Genomic DNA, 21,357 nt, shown 5'->3' with positions numbered 1-21,357 from the left:
AATCATGGCGGATATAAAAAAAGAAGAAGTAAGTGCGGCTGGTATGTCGCTTGATGTGTTTGATGTATCCGCTCCTGAATTGATCAAAGACTTGGCGGGCACAGTCGCCCATGTCGGTGTTAAGCACTATGGTCTTACACCAATCGTAGCTAACAAGCTTGGCGTAGATGTTGCCTTAGCTTTTGCTGAGCAAGCTGGCGGTACGCAAGTGTATATCCCTATTACTTTGAGCGTGAAGATAAGCAATAGAGATATGGAGATGTACGAAAAGTTTGACGGCAGCAATCATAATCAGCTAGCAAAAGAGTTTGGCTGTAGCGTAGCTTGGGTATATGCAGTGATAAAGCGTGTTCGCAAACAGATGCAAGATAAAAACCAACCAAACCTGTTTTAAATTAGCTTTAAAGACGTTTAAAACACATTAAGAGGATAAGACGATGTTAGATGAATATATTGAAAATATTGAACCTGCCAAAACCGCTAAAACCGGTAAAGAGAGAAGCATCCAAGACTGGTTGCGTGCAGACAACAGACGCAATGCGCTTGAGCGTGATATTGCACAGATGAAGCGTCATGTAGACACAGTGCATCTGTGGCTGCGTGTGGGGGTAGCAATGTTAGTACTGGTGCTGGCTATGCAACTGATGCTGTGGTTTGCACAGTAAGTAGCCAGATATAACTTATTTAATAATAAAAGGAATTGCGGTATGACTCATTATCAAGAACATCAAGAACAAGTGCCAGCAGGCTATATGCTCAACGAAAAAGGCTATCACGTGCCTATCGATAAGATAAAACCTATTGATAGGCTACGAGATGAGCAAGTCAAAATGATGATTAAGGATGCCAAGCACTTACGAGGTGTGATGCAGGATATTAAGGCCTCTTTATTTGCTGATTTTAGAGACTTTTTGGACTTGTCTGCTGCTGAATATGACACTGAATATGGTGGTAAAAAAGGCAATGTCAGTCTGCCAAGCTTTGACGGTAAATACAAAGTACAGATTGCTATCCAAGATCATATTGTCTTTGATGAACGCTTGCAGATAGCCCAAAACCTTGTTCACGCATGTATTGAAGAATGGGGTGCAAGCAGTGCCAAAGAGATTATGACCCTAGTTAATGATGCGTTCCAAGTGGATAAAGAAGGTAAAGTTAGCACCCAGCGTGTGCTTGGCCTACGCCGTCACAACTTTGAGCATCCCAAGTGGGAAAAAGCAATGGAAGCCATTGCGGATGCTATGCAAGTAACTAGCAGCACTGAATATATGCGCTTTTATGAGCGTGATGAAAAAGGCAAGTATCAGCAAATCACCCTAGACTTTAGCAAGGTATAGGAGACTTCGATGGCTAAAACTATGAGTGCCCTGATAGCTGATGTCAAAGCTGCTGAGAGCCGTTTGATTAAGCATGTGCAACCTCTCAATAAACGTTTAAATGCATTAAATATGCACGTTTATTGGGATGGAAGTTTTAAAGAGTGGTTTATCAATCGCTTTGCTGCTGATGACAGAGGCGGTATCAGCTTTTGGCTTGATGAACGTAAATTCAAAAAGCTAATGGCAATGAATAATACAGAGCTTCGTGAATATTGTGAAAATTGGGGGTAGAAATGAAGATTAGCAAAATGCGTAAAGTATTTCCTTTCTATGAACAACATGGGAACTTGGTTTATATCGGTGGTGTTCAACGAAAGCTTAGACTTGAGGAAGAAGATTTACTTTTTCGAATTTTAGTAAGACGCAAAATAGAGCGATTCGGTAAAAAGTTAGGTAAAGCATTGCAAGCCAAACAACCTAAACAGTTATAGTTAGCCGCCACCAGTCGGGTACTGGTAAATCAAACTAAATTAAGGAATAAAACGATGAATAAACAAGATCTAATTAACAAAATGGCAGAAGACGCTGGTATCACAAAAGAGCAAGCTCGCTCTGCACTACAAGCGTTTGAGTATGGCGTAACAGAAGCACTAGCAAATGGTGATAACGTGCAAATGGTTGGCTTTGGCACCTTTAGTACTGCAAAGCGTAAGTCACGTATTGGCCGTAACCCTAAGACTGGCGAATCTTTGCAAATCCCTGCTAAAAACGTGGCCAAATTTAAAGCTGGTAAAAGCTTAGATGAAGCGGTCAACTGATAACTCCTTATTTAATCAGTAAACCAGTTTAATAACCTCACAGTCACACACTCGATAAACTCTAACTAATACACATTAGTTAGAGTTTTTTTATGTCTATGACTGGAGTAAATATGGGTGACAGATACGTTTTACAGATGCAACACACACTAAGACGACTTGGTTACAACTTAGCAGTCGATGGTGTCGCAGGTAAAGAGACATTAAAGACATTTAATCAAATGATTGCTGACAGTGGATTAAAAGAAGTCGAACCAGCTAAACCTGCTGCCGGTGATTGGAAGGATGACTGGGATGCCAAGCTTAAAGGTGTGCATCCTGATTTAGTTAAAGTCGTGCGCCGTGCTGCTGAACTTACTACGACCCCATTTAAAGTGATCGATGGTGTACGTAGTAAAGAGAAGATGTGGGAAATGTACGGGAAAGGTCGAACGGCTAGTCAATTGCGAGCTAAAGGCGTACCTGTTAAATACGCAAAACCTAAAGTACGAAAAGTGACGTGGCTAAACAATCCGCTGGGATCTAAACACCGTGCGCATGCAGATGGTTATGGTCATGCGGTTGATGTGTTCCCCGCACCCTACACGAATGCTGTCTGGGAGCGCATCGACTTATTTGAAGAAGTCGCTAAAGCCATGTATGCAGCGGGTGCAGAACTTGGTATTGATATAACGTGGGGCGGTAATTGGGATGGCGATAGCCGTTGGCATGAGCGTGGTGAGTACGATAACCCCCACTTTCAAATTTAGCAAATAACTTGTTATTAGGAATCTAACATGGATAAGCAAGACAGCATTTTATTCCCCATCATCCGTTATTCGCTTATCGGTCTAGGTACTAACTTGGTACAAAGCGGTTTACTCAATGCGGAACAGCTTGATACAGCAGTTGGCGCATTGATTACATTGGGTGCAACGGCGTGGTTACTCTTTAACAAAACATATAGACACAAAAGATAGCTATGGATAACGTCGATTATGCACAAAAACAGCAAGATATTATGCTGGCACAGCAATTAGCTATTGCACACGCGAAAGCACAAGTCATAACAACTCACAATCAAAACAGTGATGGTGACTATGAGTGTATTGACTGTGGCGAGCTGGTAGAGCCACAACGAGTCAAGCTGGGGCTGACTTTGCGCTGTATTGGTTGCCAGCAAGACTATGAAAAAAAAGGATAGCTGGTGCGACAAATCTTTGAATACATTACAGCTCATTGGGCAGTGTTTTTGACGCTATGCGGTACAGTTGGCTCTATCGTGTATTTGATACTAGATGCACGTTATGCACGTAAAGTAGAGATTAAAGAAGGCTTAGATTATCTCAATCTAAAATTTGATGAAGTGGAAAATCGAGTCGATAAAGTGGAACAAGAGTTACAACATCTACCCTCAGCCAAAGACCTAATGGGGCTGCAAGCGGCCATCAAAGAAATGAGGGGCGAAACATATGCATTACGTTCCAGCATTAAAGGATTGTCTCGACTGGTTGATTTGCTCGTTGAGAAAGAAGTAAACAAAGGAGATAAATAGCGTGACCAATTTAATTATAGCAGATCAGCGCCTAGCACTGCTTCAAGCATTGGTTGCTTGCAATAACGACGCCAACCAAAACATCTTGCAAACCTGCCTCGCTCAATACGGTCACAGTATCAGCATGGACTTAGTGCGTAACCATATGCTGTGGCTTGAGGAGCAAGGGCTGGTTAAAGTAAATCATATTGATGTGACAGGCTCTGACTTATTAGTAGCAACAATCACCCAGCGTGGTCTTGATGTTACAAACGGCGTGAGCGTCGTTGATGGTGTTAAAAAGCCTAATCCGAAGTATTAAGGATAGCTATGACTGACAAGACACGAGGACGTGCAAGCAAAGTGGATCTACTCCCTAGTGACATCAAAAGCCAACTAACGCTGATGCTACGTGATAAAAAGCTATCACAGGCCAAGATATTATCTGAGATAAATCAGCTCATCTTGGACGCCGGTCTTGATGAGGAACACTGCTTAAGTCGTAGCGGGCTTAATCGCTTTAGCACTCGTATGGAGCAAATGTCTGCCCGTATTCGTGAAAGCCGTGAGATGGCAGAGATTTGGACTAAGCAGTTTGGTGAAGCACCGCAAAGCGATGTGGGCAAAATGCTGATGGAGTTTATCAAGCAGCTGGCTTTTGAAACCACAATGACCGTGGGTGAAAGTGAAGACGGCGTTGATATCAAAGCACTTAACCAGTTAGCCCTTGTGGTACAGCGTGTTGAGCAAGCTGAAACCAGTAGCTTTAAGCGTGAGCAAGCGATACGTAAGGAGATCGCCACACTTGCCGCCGATACCGCCGAGCAAGCCGTATCAGAAGCTGGATTGTCTGCTGATACAGTCAAGATGATTAAACATCAAATTCTTGGTATCGCTAATGACTAATGCCGTTAATGAGCGCCCACTTAATCAGCTGTCTAATGAGTGTCAAAACTTTTTAGATAGCTTTAGTGCGTTTAATAAAAATGATGTTTTGTTGGGCTATCAAAAACGCTGGATAGCCGATGATAGCCAAATCAAGGTTGGCGAAAAATCACGCCGTATTGGCTTGACCTGGGCGGAAGCTGCGGACAATGCGCTTGATGCCAGTATGAGCCGTACAGCGGGCGGTTGTGACACGTTCTATATTGGCTCAAATAAAGAGATGGCGCGCGAATATATTGACGCCGTCGCTATGTGGGCCAAGGCTTACGGTTATGCTGCAAGTGAAACACAGGAAGATGTGTTTAACGATGAAGACAAAGACATTCAGGTCTTTGTTATTTACTTTGCGTCAGGCTTTAAAGTTAAAGCCTTATCATCCAGTCCAAAAAACCTGCGTGGTATGCAAGGTAACGTGGTCATTGATGAGGCGGCATTCCACGACCGCTTTGCTGAAGTATTAAAGGCTGCAATGGCCTTAACTATGTGGGGCAGTAAAGTCCGCATTATCTCTACGCACAATGGCGATGACAGTCCTTTTAATGAGTACATTAAAGATTGCCGATCTGGTAAAAAGCGTGGCTCTGTACACACTATCACCATTGAAGATGCTTGCCGTGATGGCTTGTATCAGCGTATTTGTCAGGTGCTGGGTAAATGCCAAGTCACTGGCGGTGAATACACGATTGAGGGCGAGCGTCAGTGGATACAAAACTTGCTGAACGATACCGAAAGTGAAGAAGACGCTCAAGAAGAATATATGTGTGTGCCCAAGCATGGCTCTGGTAACTGGCTGACCCGTGCCATGATTGAAAAGAATATGGATAAAGGCACGCCTGTTATTAGTCTTATTAAAACAGATGACTTTAGCTTGGTTGATGAGCATATCAGACGTAGCGAAATACAAGACTGGTGTGAAGAACATTTAAAGCCCCTTTTAGACGGCTTAAATCCTAATTTAAAGCACTATGTCGGTGAAGACTTTGCCCGTAGTAGTAACCTGACTTCACTGAGCGTGGGAGCTGAACAACATAACTTGGACTTGGAAGTACAGTTTATTGTTGAGCTTGGCAAGATGCCCTACAAGCAACAAGAACAAATCATCGTTGATTATATTTTAAAGCGACTGCCTAACTTTGCGGGCGGTGCATTTGATGCCCGAGGCAACGGCGGGTATTTGGCTGAAGCAGCAGCAGATGAGTTTGGACGCTGGGATGAAAAAAAGCAAACTGGTCTGATTGATGAGGTCATCTTTAGTGACCCGTGGTATAGAAACAATACCCCGCCTTTAAAATCTGCATTAGAAGATGGTACGTTTAAGAAGATACCTAAAACAGATCGAGTGCTGGCGGATTTACGGGCATTTAGAGTGGTTAGAGGTATACCAAAGATACCCACTGCGACGGCTAGTGAAGACAGACAAGGCATCAAACGCCATGCTGATACTGCCATATCGTTATTACTGCTACGTCATGCACAGTTTACTATTGAAGCCAAGGTGCGTGAATACGGCTATGAGAGCGTTAAAAACGACACTATTGATCAAGATGATGACAACACCGAATTTTATGGATTTAAGCGAGGCGTGCTGTGAAAGAAATTGAGCCAACCAGCAAAAAAGGCAAAAGAATATTAGAGCAAGAGATTGCGACAGCATCCATGACTGGTGTGCGCCGTGCTTGGAATGATGACAGCATAGCCAAGGGGTTAAATCCTGTTAAGCTTGCCAATGTACTAGCGGCTGCTAACCAAGGTGATATATACGACTACCTAACGCTTGCCGAAGAAATGGAAGAGCGTGAGCCACACTATGGCAGTGTGATTCGCACTCGTAAGCTGGCAATTGAGGGATTAGATAGACACGTTGAGCCTGGCAGTGATGACGAATTAGGACAAAAGATTGCTGATGATATCAATAACTTGGTGCAGTCAGCTGAATTTGATGACCTAATCAGTGCGTTAGTTGATGGGCTTGGCAAAGGCTTTGCTGCGTGTGAAGTAATGTGGCAGAGCTTTAAGCCAACAGAATATAAATGGTGCGACCCTCGTTATTTTACTTATGCAGCTGACGATGCATATACACTCAGGCTACGCAATGAGGACGGCACGGCAGGTCAGCATCTGCCTGCTTATAAGTTTGTGGTGCATCAACCCAAGCTAAAAGCGGGTGTGCCCATCCGTGGTGGCCTTGCACGCATGGCAGCACTTAGCTATATGTGTAAAACCTATGCCCTAACAGACTGGATGGCGTTCTGCGAGGTCTTTGGTATGCCCATCCGTGTGGGCAAATACGGCAATGGCGCATCGGATCAAGACAAAACCATCTTAAAGCGTGCTGTGGCAAATATTGGTACAGATGCGGCGGCCATTATACCTGAGAGTATGCAGCTGGAGTTTATCCAAGCCGCAAGCTCAACGGGTGGCGAAAGTCTGTTTGAGAATCTAGCAAACTGGCTGGACAAGCAAATCAGCAAAGCCGTGCTTGGGCAGACGATGACGGCTGATGATGGCAGCAGCAATGCTCAGTCACAAGTACACAACGAAGTGCGCTTGGACTTGCTCAAAGCTGATGCTAAGCAATTGGCGGCTACGATTAATCAGCAACTGATTAAGCCGTACATTGACTTTAACTATGGCGTACAAGAGGTCTACCCGAAATTTGTCCTGCACGTACCAGAACCTGAGGACATTGCAGGGCTGGTTGATGGTCTATCAAAGCTGATACCACTGGGGCTTAAAGTGCCACAGAACTTTGTTCGTGACAAACTTGGCATCCCTGATCCACAAGAGGATGAGGAGTTGCTGGTAGCACCAACGGCTCAAGGCATCATGCCTAATCAGATGCCCCCTCTAAACAGTACAACACAGTTAAACACGGCTAATCCTGCTTTGGATATTGAAGATGACGATGATTTAGACGGCTTTATCAATGTGACCGAGCAATCTATTAAAGCGTTGGTCACACAGCTACAAAGCGCAAATAGCTTTGATGAGATGCTAACTCTTCTTAATGACGCTCAATTAAACACCAGTGATATTGCGGATGCGTTGGCATTGGCTGGCATTAAGGCTTTTGCTGATGGGGTTAAATAATGGCGGACAAACTTTTAGATGACGAACCCAAAGTTATACCTCATGAGGCCATTGCTTATATTAAGAGTAAAAAGCTGGCAACCAGCTATAACTGGTCAGAGATATACGCACAACAGCATGCCTCAAAGTTTACGGTTGCTAAGATTATGGAGATGGATGTATTAGATGACATCCATCAATCTGTAATTGAAGCCGTTGCTGAAGGACAAAGTTTTTACACATTTAAAAAAGGCATACTTAATCGACTTGGTGAGTCTGGCTGGGGTAACTTTGAGCAAGCAGATGAGGTAACTGGCGAAAAAATAACCCGATTGTCAAACCGTCGATTAAGAAAGGTCTACAGCGTTAATAAAACTCAGTCTTATCACACAGGCTCTTGGCATCGGTTTGAGACTAACAAAGCCACTCACCCTTACTTACGCTATCGCCTTGGGCCAAGCAAAGAACATAGACTTGAACACAAAGGGTTTGAGAGCTTGGTATTGCATGTTGATGACCCGTTCTGGCAAACACATATGCCTATGAATGGCTGGGGCTGTAAGTGCTGGGTGCAAAGCCTAACTGCTGAAAAAGCGGAGAAAATGGGTATCAGCAAATCACCCGAGGTTGAATTGCATGACTGGGTGAATAAATCAACTGGTCGTATTCATAAAGTGCCCAAGGGTATTGATCCAGGATTTGAATATAATGTCGGTAAGCATCACGAACATAAAGCGCTTGAGATGGTGACAGATAAGCTGTCACAGGTCGTGACGCAAAACCCAGGCTTAGCCAATGCCACCATGACAGCCTTGCTTAATGATACAGCTCAAAAAGCGATGATAGCTAAAGTGGTACATGACATGGTTACTGATATTGCTGAGAATAAGCGTGCTTATGGCAATACGCTGGCAGTTGGCACTATAAAAGATGAGGTTGTTGATAAGCTTGAGCAACTGGGTAAAGCGCCATACCATCGCATTATTGCCGTACGAGATGTGGATATATTGCATGGTTTAAGAGATAGTAAGCAGAAATTAGATAAGCATTTAGATATAGAGTTCTGGCAAAACTTACCAATCGAGCTACAAAACCCTACTGCAATTTTATTACAGAGTAAAGAGCAACAACGGCAAAAGAATGCACTTGATACATTAGTGTTTGTTTACGCTCAACAAAATGGAAAGCTACTCGTTAAAGTTGATTATGCTGTCAAAACAAAAGATACCAATGGCGAGAAAAAACAAATTTTATTGAATTTGGTAAAAACAGGGTCGGCGTTATCTAAGGATGAGCTATCTACTTTAAGGGCGTTTGAACTACTGTGGGGGGAGTTATAAGAAAAGATGGCGTTTTTATGTTGGGTTGGATTTGAACCAACGTCACTTGCTAACCTATTTTTGTAATACCGCCATCATAATACTACAAAACCACAGTTAACAATCCCTTCTACCTGAATTGGGCTCTACAACATAAAAACTAACTAATATTATACGCCAAACCCCACTCCTATCAAGTAAAAATCAGTAAACCACTTTAATAATACCCTCCTTGACATATTGCTAATCTAAGCAATATGAAAACACCTCTATATACCACGCTTAACAATACCAATCAAAGTCAAAGTGACGTTATCACTGCACTTTGCCGTAGCTTGCCGTCTGACTCTAATACAGACAGCGGGCTATGGTTGCCGCTTATTCCCATTGGTAAGTTTAGTGGACGTGATGGACGTAGCTGGAACAACAGCGACCCTGAAGCGGTCATTAAAAACACCACCCTGCCGTTTATCTTAGATATCGACCATGCCAGTGAAACCACACCAAACACTGAAGCTAGCGGCTGGATAACTCAGCTTAAGATTGAGAACAACCATATCTTGGGATTGCTTGAGCTCAATGGTCTTGGCAAACAAGTCATAGCCGATAAGCGTTATAAATTCTACAGCCCCGCCTTTAACGTCACCAAAGATGGCGTGGTACATGCACTAGCTAGTGTCGGCTTGACCAACAAGCCGAACTTAAATGTACCCGCCCTAAATAATGCAACCACCAACCCAACGCAAAAGGACACTCCTATGGATCCAGAATTATTAAAAGCCCTTGGCTTACCTGAGGATGCTGATCAAGCAGCAGTGCTTGACGCTATCAAAGCATTAAAAGCTGCTAAGTCAGAAAAAGAGCCACAAACGCCTGATTTAAATAGCTTTGTGCCGCAAGCAACCCACACTCAAGTGGTCACTGAGCTTAATACTGCTAAACAACAGCTTGCAGACATGAAAGCTGCAAAGCATCAAGAAGCAGTAGAGACGGCCATTAACACGGCTATTGTAGATAAAAAGATTGCCCCTGCTGATAAAGAGTTTTACACAAAATGTTGCTCAACTGAGCAAGGCTTGGCTGACTTTAATAAGTTTGTATCAACCAAAGCAGCAATTATTGGCGACAGTAACTTACCAAATACATCACCCAAAGATGACAAAAGCACAGAGCTAAACAGTGCGCAACAAGCAGTCCTGGCTCAAATGGGTGTTGTCTTAGATTAAGCAACACCTGCTTTAACACTTTATTAATCAGTAAATTTATTCAAGTAAATCATAAAACATAAGGAACAAGCTCATGGCTTTAGTTAATGCTGCAACGCTATCAGCACTCAATACGGCGATTAAACAGACATTCCAAAAAGGTTTGGACAGTGTTGAACCTGAATACACCCAGATTGCGACCGTCGTACCCTCTAGCACTGCCAGCAACACTTACGGATGGCTGGGTGAAATGCCGGACATGCGGGAATGGATCGGTGAACGTGTGCTAAATGATATTAAAACGCACGGTTACACCATTGTTAATAAGCTGTATGAATCAACGATTGCGGTGAAACGTACTGATATCGAAGATGACAATCTTGGCACATTAACCCCACTTGCAGAAGCACATGGCCGCCGTGCGATGCAACATCCAGATAAGCTGGTGTTTGGTGCATTAAAAGACGGTCGCAACCAACTGTGCTATGACGGCCAAAACTTCTTTGATACTGATCATCCCGTGTATGAAAAGCACGATGGTACTGGCTCTGCCACCACTGTATCAAACCTTGACTACGATGCTGACTCTGGTGAACCAGCGTGGTATTTGCTAGATACCAGCAACATCATCAAGCCAATCATCTTTCAGAAGCGTAAAGACGTTGAGCTGACAAGCATGACCAAGCTGGATGATGAGTCAGTATTTATGCAAGACATCTTCCGTTGGGGCGCTCGAGCACGTCATAACGTCGGCTATGGCTTTTGGCAAATGGCGTATATGTCAAATAAACCATTAACTAGCGACAATCTAAACGCTGCCATTGCACATATGCAGTCACAAAAGGCTGACGGTGGCCGTGAGCTTGATATTAAGCCTACTTTGCTAGTTGTCCCACCATCACTACGAGCCAAAGCGTTAGAGCTCGTAAAAGCGGAACGCTTGGCGAATGGTCAGACCAACATCAACAAAGATGTGGTTGATGTGTTAGTCACTCAGCGAGTGTAACCAATCTTTTAATGTAACGATTTAACACCAAGCTGGGCTAAAACGCCCAGCCCTTAAATCACATAACTTAATAACTTAGCTTTATAAAAATCAAAGGACACAAACATGAGTAACAAAGTTTTAGTATCAGTGATGGCAGCCGGTTGCCTAAGTCGATTTCGTAATGGCATGCAATTCACAAAGACACCAAGAGATATTGAGGTTACGCAAAGCGAGCTGGCAGCGCTTGAAGCCGATAGTTATCTTAAAGTTAAGGTGCTCTCCGATGATGCTGATATCAAAAATGCAAGCGGTTCATTGGGCGTTGATGAAGATATCGCAGCAGATTCAGGTGCTGATACGGCTCAAAGCGATGATGCAGGTGCAAATGCTACTGAAAGCGATGATGATTCAGAGGCATCTGTTGAGCGTTTAGCTGTCATCACTGAGTCAATGCGTGGCTTAAATCTTGATATGACAGCAGATAAGCCAACTGTCAAAGAGCTTAAAGATGCTGGTCTTGATGTGAGCGCAAAAGAGCGTGATCACGCTTGGGATGTGCTTGTTGCCGAATATACCGAGAGTATCCCAGAATGAGCTATGCCGCTGTCACAGATCTAGAATTGCGCTTGGGCACGCAGACAGTTATTGAACTGACTAACCCGAAGCGCCGTGCTGACAGCATTAATACGCCAGTTGCTGATGCAGCTATTGCAGATGCCACTGGCATTATTGATAGCTATATCGGTCAGCGTGTGAGCCTGCCGCTTGATATCGTACCTGCTTTAGTTAAGACGCTGGCTATTGATTTAGCTGTGTACTATCTAAAGGTCAAGCTTGGTAATACAGGCAATGCGGATAACGCTACTACTAAGCTATACGATGATGCCATCAAGCATCTTGAGCGATTTGCCAAGGGCGACACCAGTCTTGGCTTAGCTATTCCTGAAGATAATGGTGATGATGACGCCAATCAAACCAGTGATCATGCAGACATTAGCAGTGAGCCACGGCAGTTTACTCGTAATAAGATGGGTCGTTTAACTTAGCATAAAAATATTAAGAGGTTGGGTTATGTACGCATCTGATGAACAAAAAAGCGCCCAGCAAGCGATAAAAGATTTTAATGAAGTTATTCGTCCTATTATTGCTAATCTAAGTTTAGAAAATGAAAAAAAAGGCTATGCAAAAGCTTTGTTTATATTAGCTTGTCATGAGCTAGCAGCTGCAACTGGTGATAAATTCGAATTTACAGTCGATTTTTTAACTAGCGCTGCTAAAAGCTATTTTGAAGATCATGCTTCTCAGACGCCCTCTGAGCCGTCGTAAAGATAAAAAGCGGTCATAGCACCATAATTAAGTTTTGAACAAATTTAAAAAGGGTTTAAAGCGATTTAAAAAGGGTTTGATGTGAGTACAGCGATAACATGGCAAGGCTTGGCTGATTGTAGAGCGCTTTTTGCAAGATTGCGTGAGCAGACTGACGACTTGACCCCAATACTCGACACCATTGGTCATGAGCTCACTGAAAGTACAAAAGAGCGTATCGCTGATGAAAAGAAAACGCCTGAAGGCACAGCGTGGAAACCTCTCACTGAAAAGTACGCCAGATATAAAAGCCGAAAATCAAGCGGTGGCTTACTTGTATATACAGGCATGTTATTGCAATCAATTACATACAACGTGCCTACTCAACGCAAAGTAGTGGTTGGTGCAACTGAAGAATATGCTAAATATGTCCAAGCAGAACGTCCATTTTTGGGGATTAGTAATGATGACAGCAACGCCATTATCAAGCACATTAAGCGAGCATTAAGAGATGCAAATTAGACAACAAATCGCCCAGCGTATCAATGACTATGACCAAGCTCATGACCAGTTATTTATTGAGGTTGCTGACAGCGGGCAACTTGATGAGGTGCTAAGAAACCGAAGTACAACTGAAGCTTGTTATGTCATCAAATTGGAAACGCAAGCGCAAAGCCAAAGCGAATACTATCAAGCCGTTACGGAGCGTTATCAGATTATTACTATTTGCAGTAACTACACAGATAGCTATGGTGCAGCGGTTGGTGAACGTGCGGAAGCCATGCAAGATACGGTGTTTAACGCTATTAGTGGCTTTATTTGTACTAAAAAAGGTGACACCACTGACCCGCTCAAGTTTGTCACTGGCGGACTGGTCGATCTAAAAGACAGCTTGCACGTGTGGGCGGACATATATGAGCTGGGCTATACCCAACAAATTAATCAGCAATAAAGGAGTAAATGATGCCACAAGTTGCATTAAGTCGTAAATTCAAGAAAAAGCTATTGCTATGGGGTATTGGTGACCTCGCCGCTAACGAGCTGACACCCGTTGAAACTAAGGATGTCGATATTAGCTTTGAAGGTGACACCATCGAGCAAGAAAAAGACGGTGAAAGCTGGGGTGCTAACAAGAAGTTTCGTACAACAGATAAGGTCAAAATCACAGGTAAAGTCGCATTTGCAGCAAGTGGCACCGCCGGTACCGCCCCTGCTTATCGTGACTTGTTCTTGATGGCTGGGCATAGTGAAACTGTATCAGAAGAAGGAAGTACAGTCACTTATACGCCTGAAACCACAGACACCAATCATGGCACCGTGGCGTTTTTACTCGATGGGCAGTTTCACATTGGCAAAAAGGCCCAAGCTGAAGTCAAACTATCAGCGAACAGTGGCGAACTTGGCTACTGGGAGTTTGAAATTAGCATGGTAGGCGGTACTGTGCCAATCGAAAAACCGAGCGACTTAAATACAATCGTTGAAGGTTATAAAACACCAAAAGCGGTTAACTTCGCTAACACGCCTGTATTTAAGCTGGGTAATAAAGACTATGCCATGAAAAGCTTCAGCCACACCACAGGCAATGAGGTGACCTCGCTTGATATGGTCAACCACCAATCATCCATGATTAGTGACCGCAAACCTGTGGTTTCTATTACCGTTGGTGCGCCGCAATTAAGCGAGATTAACTTATATCAAAAAGCCTGGGACGGTGAAGAAATGCCATTGGTGCTTGAGCACGGCACCACGGCCGGTCAGAAAATCAAACTGGACTATCCAGCGGTAGCTTTAGATATCCCCAAAGCGACCGATATGGACGGTGCATTGGGCTACGAGATTGAGTGCAGCGTCATGCAATCAGCAAGCAAGCCACCATACACCATTGTATTTAGTTAACTCATCAATCCAACTCTAACCTAGCAGTTAACCCGTTTAACTGCTTTTAAACCCACTTAAATTAGGAATAAAACCATGTTTAAACTTAGCGATGTCACCGATACCTATCCTTGGACAGTAACTATTAAGATGCCACATAACGGCAGTTATAAAAAGACAACTGTAAAAGTGGACTTTAACCGTTTACCACATGATGAACGTATGCGTTTAATGGAGCGTATCCAAACAACGCAAGACGTTGAAAGCGTAGAAGAAGTTGAAAACGACTTCTTTGATAAGGTCTTTGCTGGTTGGCATGCAGGTCAAGTGAAAGATGAGAATGGTGACGACTTAGAAGTTACTGACGATACTAAACGCCAAGTGCTGACTATTTCAGAGTTTCGCCAAGCTGTTATTGATGGCTACTTTGACAGTGTGGCTGGTGACAAGCTAAAGCAAAAAAACTCCATGCGCTAGGTAGTCATGTGGCTTGTCAACGGCAAGCCTATCAAACCTACCTAGCCGACCAACAAGCCCTTGATGACGCATTTGCAGAGTTTGGCGTTGAAGCAGAAAAAGAAGAGTTTGAATTTGAAGTGATGACAATATGGCGTGAGTTTGAACCAATCTTGCCGTTATTTGACTACATTGTATTACAGCACAATAGCTTTAACGGTCATGTTATGGGGATTGATTGGATTGCAGTAGATATTTTGCTAAGACGAGAAGATGTCACTGTAACGCCAGATGACTTTGCAAACTTTAGAGCCGCCACCGATGGCTATGTGAATAGCATCAATGAGCATTTAACACATGGCTCTACAGCCTAAACAGTAAACAGCTTTAATAATACTCAGCAAGCCCAGTGTTTATCTTAAACACTGGGCTTTTTGTATTTATATTAAAGGATAAATAAATGGCTGAAGAGCTAAAGTTTGGGCTAGTTATATCTGCTGACGGCACAGCAGCGATACGTACACTTGAAGAACTTGAAGACGGTCTAAATGACGTTGATAAGACGTCAGACAAGGCAGGCAAAAGCACAAGCACAACGTTTGATACGATGCGACAACGTGCAATGAGTTTCGGTGGCACGCTAGCCAACGTAGCTAAAAAAGTAACCATGTTTGGCGGTGTAGTTGGTACGTTGGCAGGTGCGTTAAGTTTAAATTCTCTCGTAGATACTCAACGTCAGTTTGATGTGCTTAACTCTCAGCTTGTTACAGCAACAGGCGGAACAAAAGAAGCGGCTGCTGCATTCGATGAGTTGACTAAGTTTGCATCAACAACGCCTTATGCTCTGGAGCAATCTGTCAGTGGGTTTGTGCAGCTCAAAAACTTAGGCTTAGATCCAAGCATGCGTAGTATGCAAAGCTACGGCAACTTTGCAGCGGCTATGGGTAAAGACTTAAATCAGATGATTGAAGCCGTTGCTGATGCGTCTACATTTGAGTTTGAGCGATTAAAAGAGTTTGGTATCAAAGCTAGTCAGCAAGGCAATAAAGTAGCGTTTACTTTCCAAGGCGTCACTACAACGGTTGGTAAAAATTCAAAAGAAATTCAGGAATATCTATTAGCTATCGGTGAGACAAAGTTTGGTGATGCGATGGCTAACCGAGCCAAGACCTTGGATGGTGCGCTTAGTAATTTGGGTGACAACTTCAATAGTTTGAAGCTGGCGGTAGTGCAATCAGGTATTGGTGATGTCATACAAGACATCGTTATCAGAGCGTCTGACGGTCTAGCAAGGATGACAGATGCGTTGAGAGAGCCTGAAAACGCCGCTAAGCTCAAAAGTGCTATTGAGTCAGTAGGTGATGCTTTTAATCAACTGCAAGGCTTTGTTGATCAAGCAAAAGATGTTATTGCGCATGTCATCGAAGTAATGAGCCAACCTGAGAATATCGAAAGAATGCATAGTGCATTGGATGCGCTGGGTGATGCTTTTAATGATTTGAAAGATTTTGCATCACAAACAATTGATGTCATCGGTCAAGTAACAGATTTTTTAATTGATAACAAAGAGATTGTTATCGCGTTAGCGAGCGGTGTTGCGGCGGCAGCGTCCGCATTTTTGTTATTAAACGGTGTGATTGCTGCTTGGACAGCAATTGGTACAGCAGCAACCGCAGTAACTACGGCATTTGGTATTGCTGTCGGTATTGCCACCAGTCCAGTCACTCTGATATTAGCAGCAATCGCAGGCTTAGTCGCTGTCGGTGTCTATTTATACCGCAACTGGGATGAGTTGTCTGCAAAAGCAAGTGAAGTCTGGCAAGGCATCAAAAACTATGTGTCTGAAGCGTGGGAAGGTGTTAAAGCCAAGACGTCCGAAGTATGGGAAGGCATCAAGAGTAAAGTAGCCGAAGTATGGGACGGCATCAAGCAGAAAGTTGTCGATACTGTGGCGGGCTTACCGCAGCCGGTGCAAGACATGATTACCAATATACAGTCTATGTTTACTGGTATCAAAGATCTGGCTGTTGCTGCTTTTGAGTTTGTTGCAGACAAGGCACTGTGGGCTGTCGAACAAATTACTGTCATTTGGCAAGGCGCAAAAGAAGTCTTTAGCACGGTTTGGGATGGCCTGTCAGCGGCTGCATCTGTTGTATTTGAGAGTATCAAAGGTGTTGTAGCGACTGGCTGGGAAGCGATTAAGTCAACTGTGAGTGCTGGTGTTGATATCGTTGTATCAGTGACTAAAGTTGCGTTTGATGGTTTAAAGACCGCCATATCAAATACATGGGATGGTATAAAAGCCTTTGCCAGAGATGGTTGGCAGGCCTTAAAAGCTATCTTTACAGCAGGCATTACCGCTGTCGCTATTGTATTTAACACAGGGTTTAATACGGTTAAAACGGTTGTTAAAACTGCTTTTAATGCGATTAAAGCGCTGGCAAAAGGCGATATTGAGGGCTTTAAAACAACGATTAAATCAGGGCTGGATAAGCTAAAAGGCATTGCTAAAACAGCAATCAGTCAGTTTGTTGATGCATTTGGCACTTTGGGATCTAAGCTGTTGCAGATTGGACGGGATGCTGTACAAGGTCTCATTAATGGTGTTAAGGAAAAAATCAGCGGTGCGATTGATGTTGCTCGCAATTTAGCAAGTAGTGTCAGCGATACTGTCAAAAACTTCTTTGTCATCCGATCGCCATCAAGACTATTTAAAAAGTTTGGTGAATGGCTGTCAATAGGCTTGGGCTTGGGTATTAAAGGCAAGCAAAGCGAGGCTGTACAAGCGGCGCTAAATCTGGCTCAAAATATCTATAATGCGATGAGTGGCATTAAAAAAGACATCGCTTTATTCGGCAAAAATAGTGAGTTAGCCAGCTTTGATTATGACCGTGCAAACGGTATGTATAAGGGTATCAAAGACAGCGTATTAAACAGCTATCGCAATTTAATCAAAGCAAAAGAAGATTTAATCAAACTGGATGCCGAAATAAACAAAGTAAATGAGTTTACGATTCGACAGCAAACGTCTTTAGAGCAGTATGCGTTTGAAACATCGCTGATCGGCAAGCAAGCCGATGAAGTTGAGCGCTTGCGGTTTAGTCACAACCTACTTAATCAAGCCAAACAAGATGGCAAAGATTTATCTGAGCAAGCCCAACAGCAGTTGTTGGCAACCACACAACAAATCATTGCTCAGCGTGAAGAATTGGTTGCTTTACGCACTAAGAAACAAGAAGCTGAAAAGATGGCAGACTTTACTGCTCGACAGCAATCAGCTTTAGAAAAATACGCTTTTGAAACCTCACTGATTGGCAAGCAAGCCGATGAGGTTGAACGCTTGCGCTTTGAACGTAACTTGTTAAACCAAGCGGAGCAAGCAGGTATTACTTTATCAGAACAGGCAACCCAAAAAATCATAGCACAGCGTGAAGAACTGATTGAGCTACGCAAGCAACAGCAAGCGCTACAAGATAATAACTGGGTCGATGGATTGCAGTCAGGCTTTCAAAGCTTATCTGATGGCGCTAAGAGCTTGAATGAAACTATGCAACAGGCCACGACTGGCGCCTTTAACAAAATGAGTGACAGCTTTAGTAACTTTGTGGCGACGGGCAAAGGCAGTTTTAAAGACTTAACCGCATCTATCTTACAAGATATTAGTAAGATGCTGATTAAGTTTGCTATGTTACGTGTCGCTAAAATGGCTGTGGGTATGTTTGAAGACGGTGGTGCTTTTGCTGGCAGCGGTCTGCTTGAGCTTGCTAAAGGCGGTGCGTTTAATAATCAAGGCATCCAGTACTATGCCAATGGCGACATCTTTAATAAGCCAACAGCTTTCCGGCATGCTGGTGGTCTTGGTGTCATGGGTGAAGCAGGCCCTGAAGCGGTTATGCCATTAACTCGTGGACCTAATGGCAAGCTAGGTGTACAAGTCTTTAACAGCAAACAGAATAATCAATCTGCTGGTGTTGTTAATCAAGTGAAGATTGATATACATATCAATAGTGACGGTGCTAGTGCAGACGTACAGACAACTACCCAAGACAGCAAACAACTTGCTGAGTCTTTAAAGGCAGTTGTGTTGCAAACGTTGCAGAACGAGATAAGACCAGGGGGAATGTTAGCCCCTGTCTAAATGTTTTGCAGTGATTAGTAATAACAGGGTATGATTAAAGTTTAAACGAGCACAGATAAGGTTGAGTTATGATTAAGAAAATCCTAATTGGTTTTGGTTTATTTTTACTATTTATCCTAATAATTGGCTTTTTTGCAGGTGAAGATACTACTGAAAGCCCAGAAGATAAAACGGTAGAGGCGACACCAGTAGAAATGACGGCTACAGAAACAGAAACGCCTGAAGTGGCACCTGAGCAAGTATCAGTAGAGCCAGAACCTGACATGACACCAACAGAGGTTGCACCCGTTGAAGACACCAAAACAGTAACACCACCTGCCAAAGTAGAAAAAGAAGCTAAAGAGGCTGAGACTGTAAAGCTGAAAGAAAAAAAAGCGGATGACGGCAAACTGTCTGATGCAAAAAAAGCCGAAATAATTGAGTATTTTAAGGGTAATGATGAACCGAATGTTCTTGATGCATTATTCCCTTATGACACATTAAAGTTAGGTATGCATAATGACAGCGGCAATCGTGACGGATATGCAGAGTATGCTTGCGAAGTGCTTAAATCAGACTTTAATGTTAAGCAGGCTGTTATTGTAAGAATTATTGATATTGATAAGCTTGTTAGCTCAGATAAATGGGAAACCATCGGTGAGGCAAACTGTAACTAATAAACAGTGATAACTATCTTTTAAAGCTCTTTTAACCAACCGTTAAAGGGGTTTTTAATGCCTAAAAATCAGTAAATCACTTTAATAAAGATAATATAGTTTTAGAGCTATTATAAGAATGTAGAACAAGCGGCCAGCAGATATTGACAGTATCTACTAGCCCCGCAGGTGAAAACACCACCATTGGCAAGGCTTGCCTCCCCGTACGGAGAACGCATAGCCTACCTATATTTTTTGTTAAAATCAATGGTGGTGTAATTATGCAATCAATTAGATGCAAATCATGTAATAAGCTTTTAGCCAAAGCAAGATATCAACAGTTAGAAATCAAATGCCCTCGTTGTAAACTCTTAAATAAACTGAGCGTCAGGAACGCCTTACAAGAAGACCATGAGTCTCATACTATTCAGGTTAAGACTCGTGGACAATCAAATACCCAAGCTATACAACAAAGCACCAACTCCGTTTGTCGGTCAAAAACGTAATTTTTTAAAAGCCTTTCGTCAAGTCATTACTGAACACATTAGTGATGGCGGTGAAGGCTGGACGATTATTGATGTCTTTGGCGGTAGTGGTTTATTAGCAAATAATGCTAAGCATCTATTGCCCAAAGCTCATGTTATCTATAACGACTTTGATGATTACAGCAGTAGATTGAGGAATATAGCAGATACTAATAGGCTGCTTATACTTTTAACAGAGGTGCTTAAAGACTCACAACGAGGCAAAAAGCTATCTGTAGAAGTAAAAGCAAGGATCAAAGCTGTAGTTACTAGCTTTAATGGGTTTGTAGATTTGCAGACATTGAGCACTTGGTTGTTGTTTAGCGGTAAGCAAGTCAGCACGCTGGATGAGTTGTGGCAACATACGATGTATAACACTATTAGACGCACTCAATATCAAGGTGCTGATGGCTATTTTGATGGTATTGAGATAACTTGCGAATCATTTGAATCACTAATGCCAAAGCATCAAGATAGCGATAAGACACTGTTTATATTAGACCCACCTTATGTCAGCACTAAACAAGGGGCATATGCACTTGACGAATACTTTGGCATGGTGCAATTTTTAAAACTTATGAACTTAACTAGCCCTCCATATATTATGTTCAGTAGCACACGCAGCGAATTGTTAAGTTATTTAGACTATATAAAAGAGTTTGATGCAAAGGCATGGGATAAGCTGGGCAACTATGATGTAATTAGTCAAACATCGAATATTAATAATAAAGCCCGCTATGTTGATAATATGATTTATAAGTTTTGATGAATGACTCAGGTCATTGATTCTAGCCCTTGATATAACTATCAAGGGCTTTTTTAATGCCTAAAAATCAGTAAACCACATTAATAACCGCATAACTCACGCCCTGCTAATCTAAGTATATGAAAACATTTACTTATGACATTGGCATACAAGCGGCAGGCAGCACTGACAACGATGTTGTGATTGTGCAATTTGGTGACGGCTATGCCCAGCGTCAGCCCAAAGGTCTTGCACCACGTTTAGAGCATTGGCAAGCAAGCAAAGTTGGCAATAAAGCCACTATTGATGAGATCAAAGCCTTCCTTGATGCACACACAGTAACGCCGTTTTTATGGCGTGTCACAAGTGATGAGCCTTTGCGTAAATACATAGCCAAAGATATATCACGCAGCCCACAGGGTGGCAGTAAATGGACGCTGAATTGGACGATGCAACAAGTACTAGCGTAATAACAATCACACCCCCAACCAATCCAAACGGAG

At 42.9% G+C, this 21,357-nt stretch carries 30 protein-coding genes; all 30 read left to right on the top strand.

The window, feature by feature from the left end; genetic code table 11:
- Positions 1-4 precede the first annotated feature (4 nt).
- Positions 5-394, top strand: coding sequence for a Mor transcription activator family protein (locus A6J60_RS11835; protein WP_096066150.1), 390 nt, complete (start codon positions 5-7; stop codon positions 392-394).
- 43 nt (positions 395-437) lie between these two features.
- Entirely contained in the window at positions 438-665 is a 228-nt protein-coding gene (locus tag A6J60_RS11830; protein WP_096066149.1) for a hypothetical protein, read from the top strand.
- Positions 666-707: 42 nt separating this feature from the next.
- Positions 708-1,337, top strand: a complete 630-nt coding sequence (locus tag A6J60_RS11825; protein ID WP_096066148.1) for a DUF3164 family protein — start codon at positions 708-710, stop codon at positions 1,335-1,337.
- 9 nt (positions 1,338-1,346) lie between these two features.
- Positions 1,347-1,610, top strand: a complete 264-nt coding sequence (locus tag A6J60_RS11820; protein WP_096066147.1) for a hypothetical protein — start codon at positions 1,347-1,349, stop codon at positions 1,608-1,610.
- Between the two features lie 17 nt (positions 1,611-1,627).
- Positions 1,628-1,810 (top strand): hypothetical protein, encoded by a 183-nt coding sequence (locus A6J60_RS11815; protein ID WP_153048558.1) that lies wholly within the window; start codon positions 1,628-1,630, stop codon positions 1,808-1,810.
- 54 nt (positions 1,811-1,864) lie between these two features.
- Positions 1,865-2,137, top strand: a complete 273-nt coding sequence (locus A6J60_RS11810) for an HU family DNA-binding protein (RefSeq protein WP_096064659.1) — start codon at positions 1,865-1,867, stop codon at positions 2,135-2,137.
- A gap of 92 nt (positions 2,138-2,229) precedes the next feature.
- Positions 2,230-2,886, top strand: a complete 657-nt coding sequence (locus tag A6J60_RS11805) for a M15 family metallopeptidase (RefSeq protein ID WP_264755562.1) — start codon at positions 2,230-2,232, stop codon at positions 2,884-2,886.
- Positions 2,887-2,913: 27 nt separating this feature from the next.
- Positions 2,914-3,096, top strand: a complete 183-nt coding sequence (locus A6J60_RS11800) for a hypothetical protein (protein ID WP_096064658.1) — start codon at positions 2,914-2,916, stop codon at positions 3,094-3,096.
- Between the two features lie 2 nt (positions 3,097-3,098).
- Positions 3,099-3,320 carry a TraR/DksA C4-type zinc finger protein gene (locus tag A6J60_RS11795; protein ID WP_096064657.1) on the top strand — a complete coding sequence of 74 codons (222 nt, stop codon included), beginning with the start codon at positions 3,099-3,101 and terminating at the stop codon, positions 3,318-3,320.
- A 3-nt stretch (positions 3,321-3,323) separates the two neighbouring features.
- Entirely contained in the window at positions 3,324-3,671 is a 348-nt protein-coding gene (locus tag A6J60_RS11790) for a DUF2730 family protein (protein WP_193778014.1), read from the top strand.
- A 1-nt stretch (position 3,672) separates the two neighbouring features.
- Positions 3,673-3,972: a hypothetical protein gene (locus A6J60_RS11785; RefSeq protein ID WP_096064655.1), complete on the top strand. Its 300-nt coding sequence runs from the start codon at positions 3,673-3,675 to the stop codon at positions 3,970-3,972.
- An 8-nt stretch (positions 3,973-3,980) separates the two neighbouring features.
- On the top strand, positions 3,981-4,556 hold the full coding sequence (locus A6J60_RS11780; RefSeq protein ID WP_096064654.1) for a DUF3486 family protein: 576 nt from the start codon (positions 3,981-3,983) through the stop codon (positions 4,554-4,556).
- Positions 4,549-6,186: a terminase large subunit domain-containing protein gene (locus A6J60_RS11775; RefSeq protein WP_096064653.1), complete on the top strand. Its 1,638-nt coding sequence runs from the start codon at positions 4,549-4,551 to the stop codon at positions 6,184-6,186. The genes A6J60_RS11780 and A6J60_RS11775 overlap by 8 nt, the downstream gene beginning before the upstream one ends.
- The gene (locus tag A6J60_RS11770) at positions 6,183-7,685 is read left to right on the top strand and encodes a DUF935 domain-containing protein (protein ID WP_096064652.1); all 1,503 of its coding nucleotides are present in this window, start codon (positions 6,183-6,185) and stop codon (positions 7,683-7,685) included. Before A6J60_RS11775 ends, A6J60_RS11770 begins: the two co-directional genes overlap by 4 nt.
- The gene (locus A6J60_RS11765; protein WP_096064202.1) at positions 7,685-9,004 is read left to right on the top strand and encodes a phage minor head protein; all 1,320 of its coding nucleotides are present in this window, start codon (positions 7,685-7,687) and stop codon (positions 9,002-9,004) included. Before A6J60_RS11770 ends, A6J60_RS11765 begins: the two co-directional genes overlap by 1 nt.
- A gap of 236 nt (positions 9,005-9,240) precedes the next feature.
- Entirely contained in the window at positions 9,241-10,209 is a 969-nt protein-coding gene (locus tag A6J60_RS11760) for a phage protease (protein WP_096064203.1), read from the top strand.
- 73 nt (positions 10,210-10,282) lie between these two features.
- On the top strand, positions 10,283-11,194 hold the full coding sequence (locus tag A6J60_RS11755; RefSeq protein WP_096064204.1) for a Mu-like prophage major head subunit gpT family protein: 912 nt from the start codon (positions 10,283-10,285) through the stop codon (positions 11,192-11,194).
- Between the two features lie 105 nt (positions 11,195-11,299).
- Positions 11,300-11,770, top strand: a complete 471-nt coding sequence (locus A6J60_RS11750) for a hypothetical protein (RefSeq protein WP_096064205.1) — start codon at positions 11,300-11,302, stop codon at positions 11,768-11,770.
- Positions 11,767-12,222: a gp436 family protein gene (locus A6J60_RS11745; protein ID WP_096064206.1), complete on the top strand. Its 456-nt coding sequence runs from the start codon at positions 11,767-11,769 to the stop codon at positions 12,220-12,222. The genes A6J60_RS11750 and A6J60_RS11745 overlap by 4 nt, the downstream gene beginning before the upstream one ends.
- A 25-nt stretch (positions 12,223-12,247) precedes the next feature.
- Positions 12,248-12,502 carry a hypothetical protein gene (locus tag A6J60_RS11740; protein ID WP_096064207.1) on the top strand — a complete coding sequence of 85 codons (255 nt, stop codon included), beginning with the start codon at positions 12,248-12,250 and terminating at the stop codon, positions 12,500-12,502.
- 81 nt (positions 12,503-12,583) lie between these two features.
- The gene (locus A6J60_RS11735; RefSeq protein ID WP_096064208.1) at positions 12,584-13,003 is read left to right on the top strand and encodes a phage virion morphogenesis protein; all 420 of its coding nucleotides are present in this window, start codon (positions 12,584-12,586) and stop codon (positions 13,001-13,003) included.
- Positions 12,993-13,433: a hypothetical protein gene (locus A6J60_RS11730; RefSeq protein WP_096064209.1), complete on the top strand. Its 441-nt coding sequence runs from the start codon at positions 12,993-12,995 to the stop codon at positions 13,431-13,433. The genes A6J60_RS11735 and A6J60_RS11730 overlap by 11 nt, the downstream gene beginning before the upstream one ends.
- An 8-nt stretch (positions 13,434-13,441) precedes the next feature.
- The gene (locus tag A6J60_RS11725) at positions 13,442-14,377 is read left to right on the top strand and encodes a hypothetical protein (protein WP_127891419.1); all 936 of its coding nucleotides are present in this window, start codon (positions 13,442-13,444) and stop codon (positions 14,375-14,377) included.
- A 75-nt stretch (positions 14,378-14,452) separates the two neighbouring features.
- Positions 14,453-14,833, top strand: a complete 381-nt coding sequence (locus A6J60_RS11720) for a hypothetical protein (RefSeq protein WP_096064211.1) — start codon at positions 14,453-14,455, stop codon at positions 14,831-14,833.
- An 8-nt stretch (positions 14,834-14,841) separates the two neighbouring features.
- Positions 14,842-15,186: a hypothetical protein gene (locus A6J60_RS11715; RefSeq protein ID WP_096064212.1), complete on the top strand. Its 345-nt coding sequence runs from the start codon at positions 14,842-14,844 to the stop codon at positions 15,184-15,186.
- Between the two features lie 86 nt (positions 15,187-15,272).
- Positions 15,273-18,950 carry a phage tail tape measure C-terminal domain-containing protein gene (locus A6J60_RS11710; protein ID WP_096064213.1) on the top strand — a complete coding sequence of 1,226 codons (3,678 nt, stop codon included), beginning with the start codon at positions 15,273-15,275 and terminating at the stop codon, positions 18,948-18,950.
- 68 nt (positions 18,951-19,018) lie between these two features.
- Positions 19,019-19,606 carry a hypothetical protein gene (locus tag A6J60_RS11705; RefSeq protein ID WP_096064214.1) on the top strand — a complete coding sequence of 196 codons (588 nt, stop codon included), beginning with the start codon at positions 19,019-19,021 and terminating at the stop codon, positions 19,604-19,606.
- Between the two features lie 260 nt (positions 19,607-19,866).
- On the top strand, positions 19,867-20,091 hold the full coding sequence (locus tag A6J60_RS13745; protein ID WP_096064215.1) for a Com family DNA-binding transcriptional regulator: 225 nt from the start codon (positions 19,867-19,869) through the stop codon (positions 20,089-20,091).
- Entirely contained in the window at positions 20,027-20,875 is an 849-nt protein-coding gene (locus tag A6J60_RS11695; protein ID WP_227526000.1) for a DNA adenine methylase, read from the top strand. Before A6J60_RS13745 ends, A6J60_RS11695 begins: the two co-directional genes overlap by 65 nt.
- Positions 20,876-20,994: 119 nt before the next feature.
- On the top strand, positions 20,995-21,324 hold the full coding sequence (locus A6J60_RS11690) for a phage tail protein (RefSeq protein ID WP_096064217.1): 330 nt from the start codon (positions 20,995-20,997) through the stop codon (positions 21,322-21,324).
- The last annotated feature ends 33 nt before the right edge of the window (positions 21,325-21,357 follow it).

This window comes from Psychrobacter sp. FDAARGOS_221 (assembly GCF_002313155.2).
Classification (GTDB): domain Bacteria; phylum Pseudomonadota; class Gammaproteobacteria; order Pseudomonadales; family Moraxellaceae; genus Psychrobacter.
Note: the sequence above shows the minus strand (reverse complement) of the source record. Positions and strands in the feature narration are given on the sequence as shown.

What these genes read in the sequence shown, in the direction of transcription:
- A6J60_RS11835 (WP_096066150.1), top strand. Translation starts at nt 5, where the DNA reads ATGGCGGATATAAAAAAAGAAGAAGTAAGTGCGGCTGGTATGTCGCTT.
- A6J60_RS11830 (WP_096066149.1), top strand. Translation starts at nt 438, where the DNA reads ATGTTAGATGAATATATTGAAAATATTGAACCTGCCAAAACCGCTAAA.
- A6J60_RS11825 (WP_096066148.1), top strand. Translation starts at nt 708, where the DNA reads ATGACTCATTATCAAGAACATCAAGAACAAGTGCCAGCAGGCTATATG.
- A6J60_RS11820 (WP_096066147.1), top strand. Translation starts at nt 1,347, where the DNA reads ATGGCTAAAACTATGAGTGCCCTGATAGCTGATGTCAAAGCTGCTGAG.
- A6J60_RS11815 (WP_153048558.1), top strand. Translation starts at nt 1,628, where the DNA reads ATGCGTAAAGTATTTCCTTTCTATGAACAACATGGGAACTTGGTTTAT.
- A6J60_RS11810 (WP_096064659.1), top strand. Translation starts at nt 1,865, where the DNA reads ATGAATAAACAAGATCTAATTAACAAAATGGCAGAAGACGCTGGTATC.
- A6J60_RS11805 (WP_264755562.1), top strand. Translation starts at nt 2,230, where the DNA reads ATGTCTATGACTGGAGTAAATATGGGTGACAGATACGTTTTACAGATG.
- A6J60_RS11800 (WP_096064658.1), top strand. Translation starts at nt 2,914, where the DNA reads ATGGATAAGCAAGACAGCATTTTATTCCCCATCATCCGTTATTCGCTT.
- A6J60_RS11795 (WP_096064657.1), top strand. Translation starts at nt 3,099, where the DNA reads ATGGATAACGTCGATTATGCACAAAAACAGCAAGATATTATGCTGGCA.
- A6J60_RS11780 (WP_096064654.1), top strand. Translation starts at nt 3,981, where the DNA reads ATGACTGACAAGACACGAGGACGTGCAAGCAAAGTGGATCTACTCCCT.
- A6J60_RS11775 (WP_096064653.1), top strand. Translation starts at nt 4,549, where the DNA reads ATGACTAATGCCGTTAATGAGCGCCCACTTAATCAGCTGTCTAATGAG.
- A6J60_RS11765 (WP_096064202.1), top strand. Translation starts at nt 7,685, where the DNA reads ATGGCGGACAAACTTTTAGATGACGAACCCAAAGTTATACCTCATGAG.
- A6J60_RS11760 (WP_096064203.1), top strand. Translation starts at nt 9,241, where the DNA reads ATGAAAACACCTCTATATACCACGCTTAACAATACCAATCAAAGTCAA.
- A6J60_RS11755 (WP_096064204.1), top strand. Translation starts at nt 10,283, where the DNA reads ATGGCTTTAGTTAATGCTGCAACGCTATCAGCACTCAATACGGCGATT.
- A6J60_RS11750 (WP_096064205.1), top strand. Translation starts at nt 11,300, where the DNA reads ATGAGTAACAAAGTTTTAGTATCAGTGATGGCAGCCGGTTGCCTAAGT.
- A6J60_RS11745 (WP_096064206.1), top strand. Translation starts at nt 11,767, where the DNA reads ATGAGCTATGCCGCTGTCACAGATCTAGAATTGCGCTTGGGCACGCAG.
- A6J60_RS11740 (WP_096064207.1), top strand. Translation starts at nt 12,248, where the DNA reads ATGTACGCATCTGATGAACAAAAAAGCGCCCAGCAAGCGATAAAAGAT.
- A6J60_RS11730 (WP_096064209.1), top strand. Translation starts at nt 12,993, where the DNA reads ATGCAAATTAGACAACAAATCGCCCAGCGTATCAATGACTATGACCAA.
- A6J60_RS11725 (WP_127891419.1), top strand. Translation starts at nt 13,442, where the DNA reads ATGATGCCACAAGTTGCATTAAGTCGTAAATTCAAGAAAAAGCTATTG.
- A6J60_RS11720 (WP_096064211.1), top strand. Translation starts at nt 14,453, where the DNA reads ATGTTTAAACTTAGCGATGTCACCGATACCTATCCTTGGACAGTAACT.
- A6J60_RS11710 (WP_096064213.1), top strand. Translation starts at nt 15,273, where the DNA reads ATGGCTGAAGAGCTAAAGTTTGGGCTAGTTATATCTGCTGACGGCACA.
- A6J60_RS11705 (WP_096064214.1), top strand. Translation starts at nt 19,019, where the DNA reads ATGATTAAGAAAATCCTAATTGGTTTTGGTTTATTTTTACTATTTATC.
- A6J60_RS13745 (WP_096064215.1), top strand. Translation starts at nt 19,867, where the DNA reads ATGCAATCAATTAGATGCAAATCATGTAATAAGCTTTTAGCCAAAGCA.
- A6J60_RS11690 (WP_096064217.1), top strand. Translation starts at nt 20,995, where the DNA reads ATGAAAACATTTACTTATGACATTGGCATACAAGCGGCAGGCAGCACT.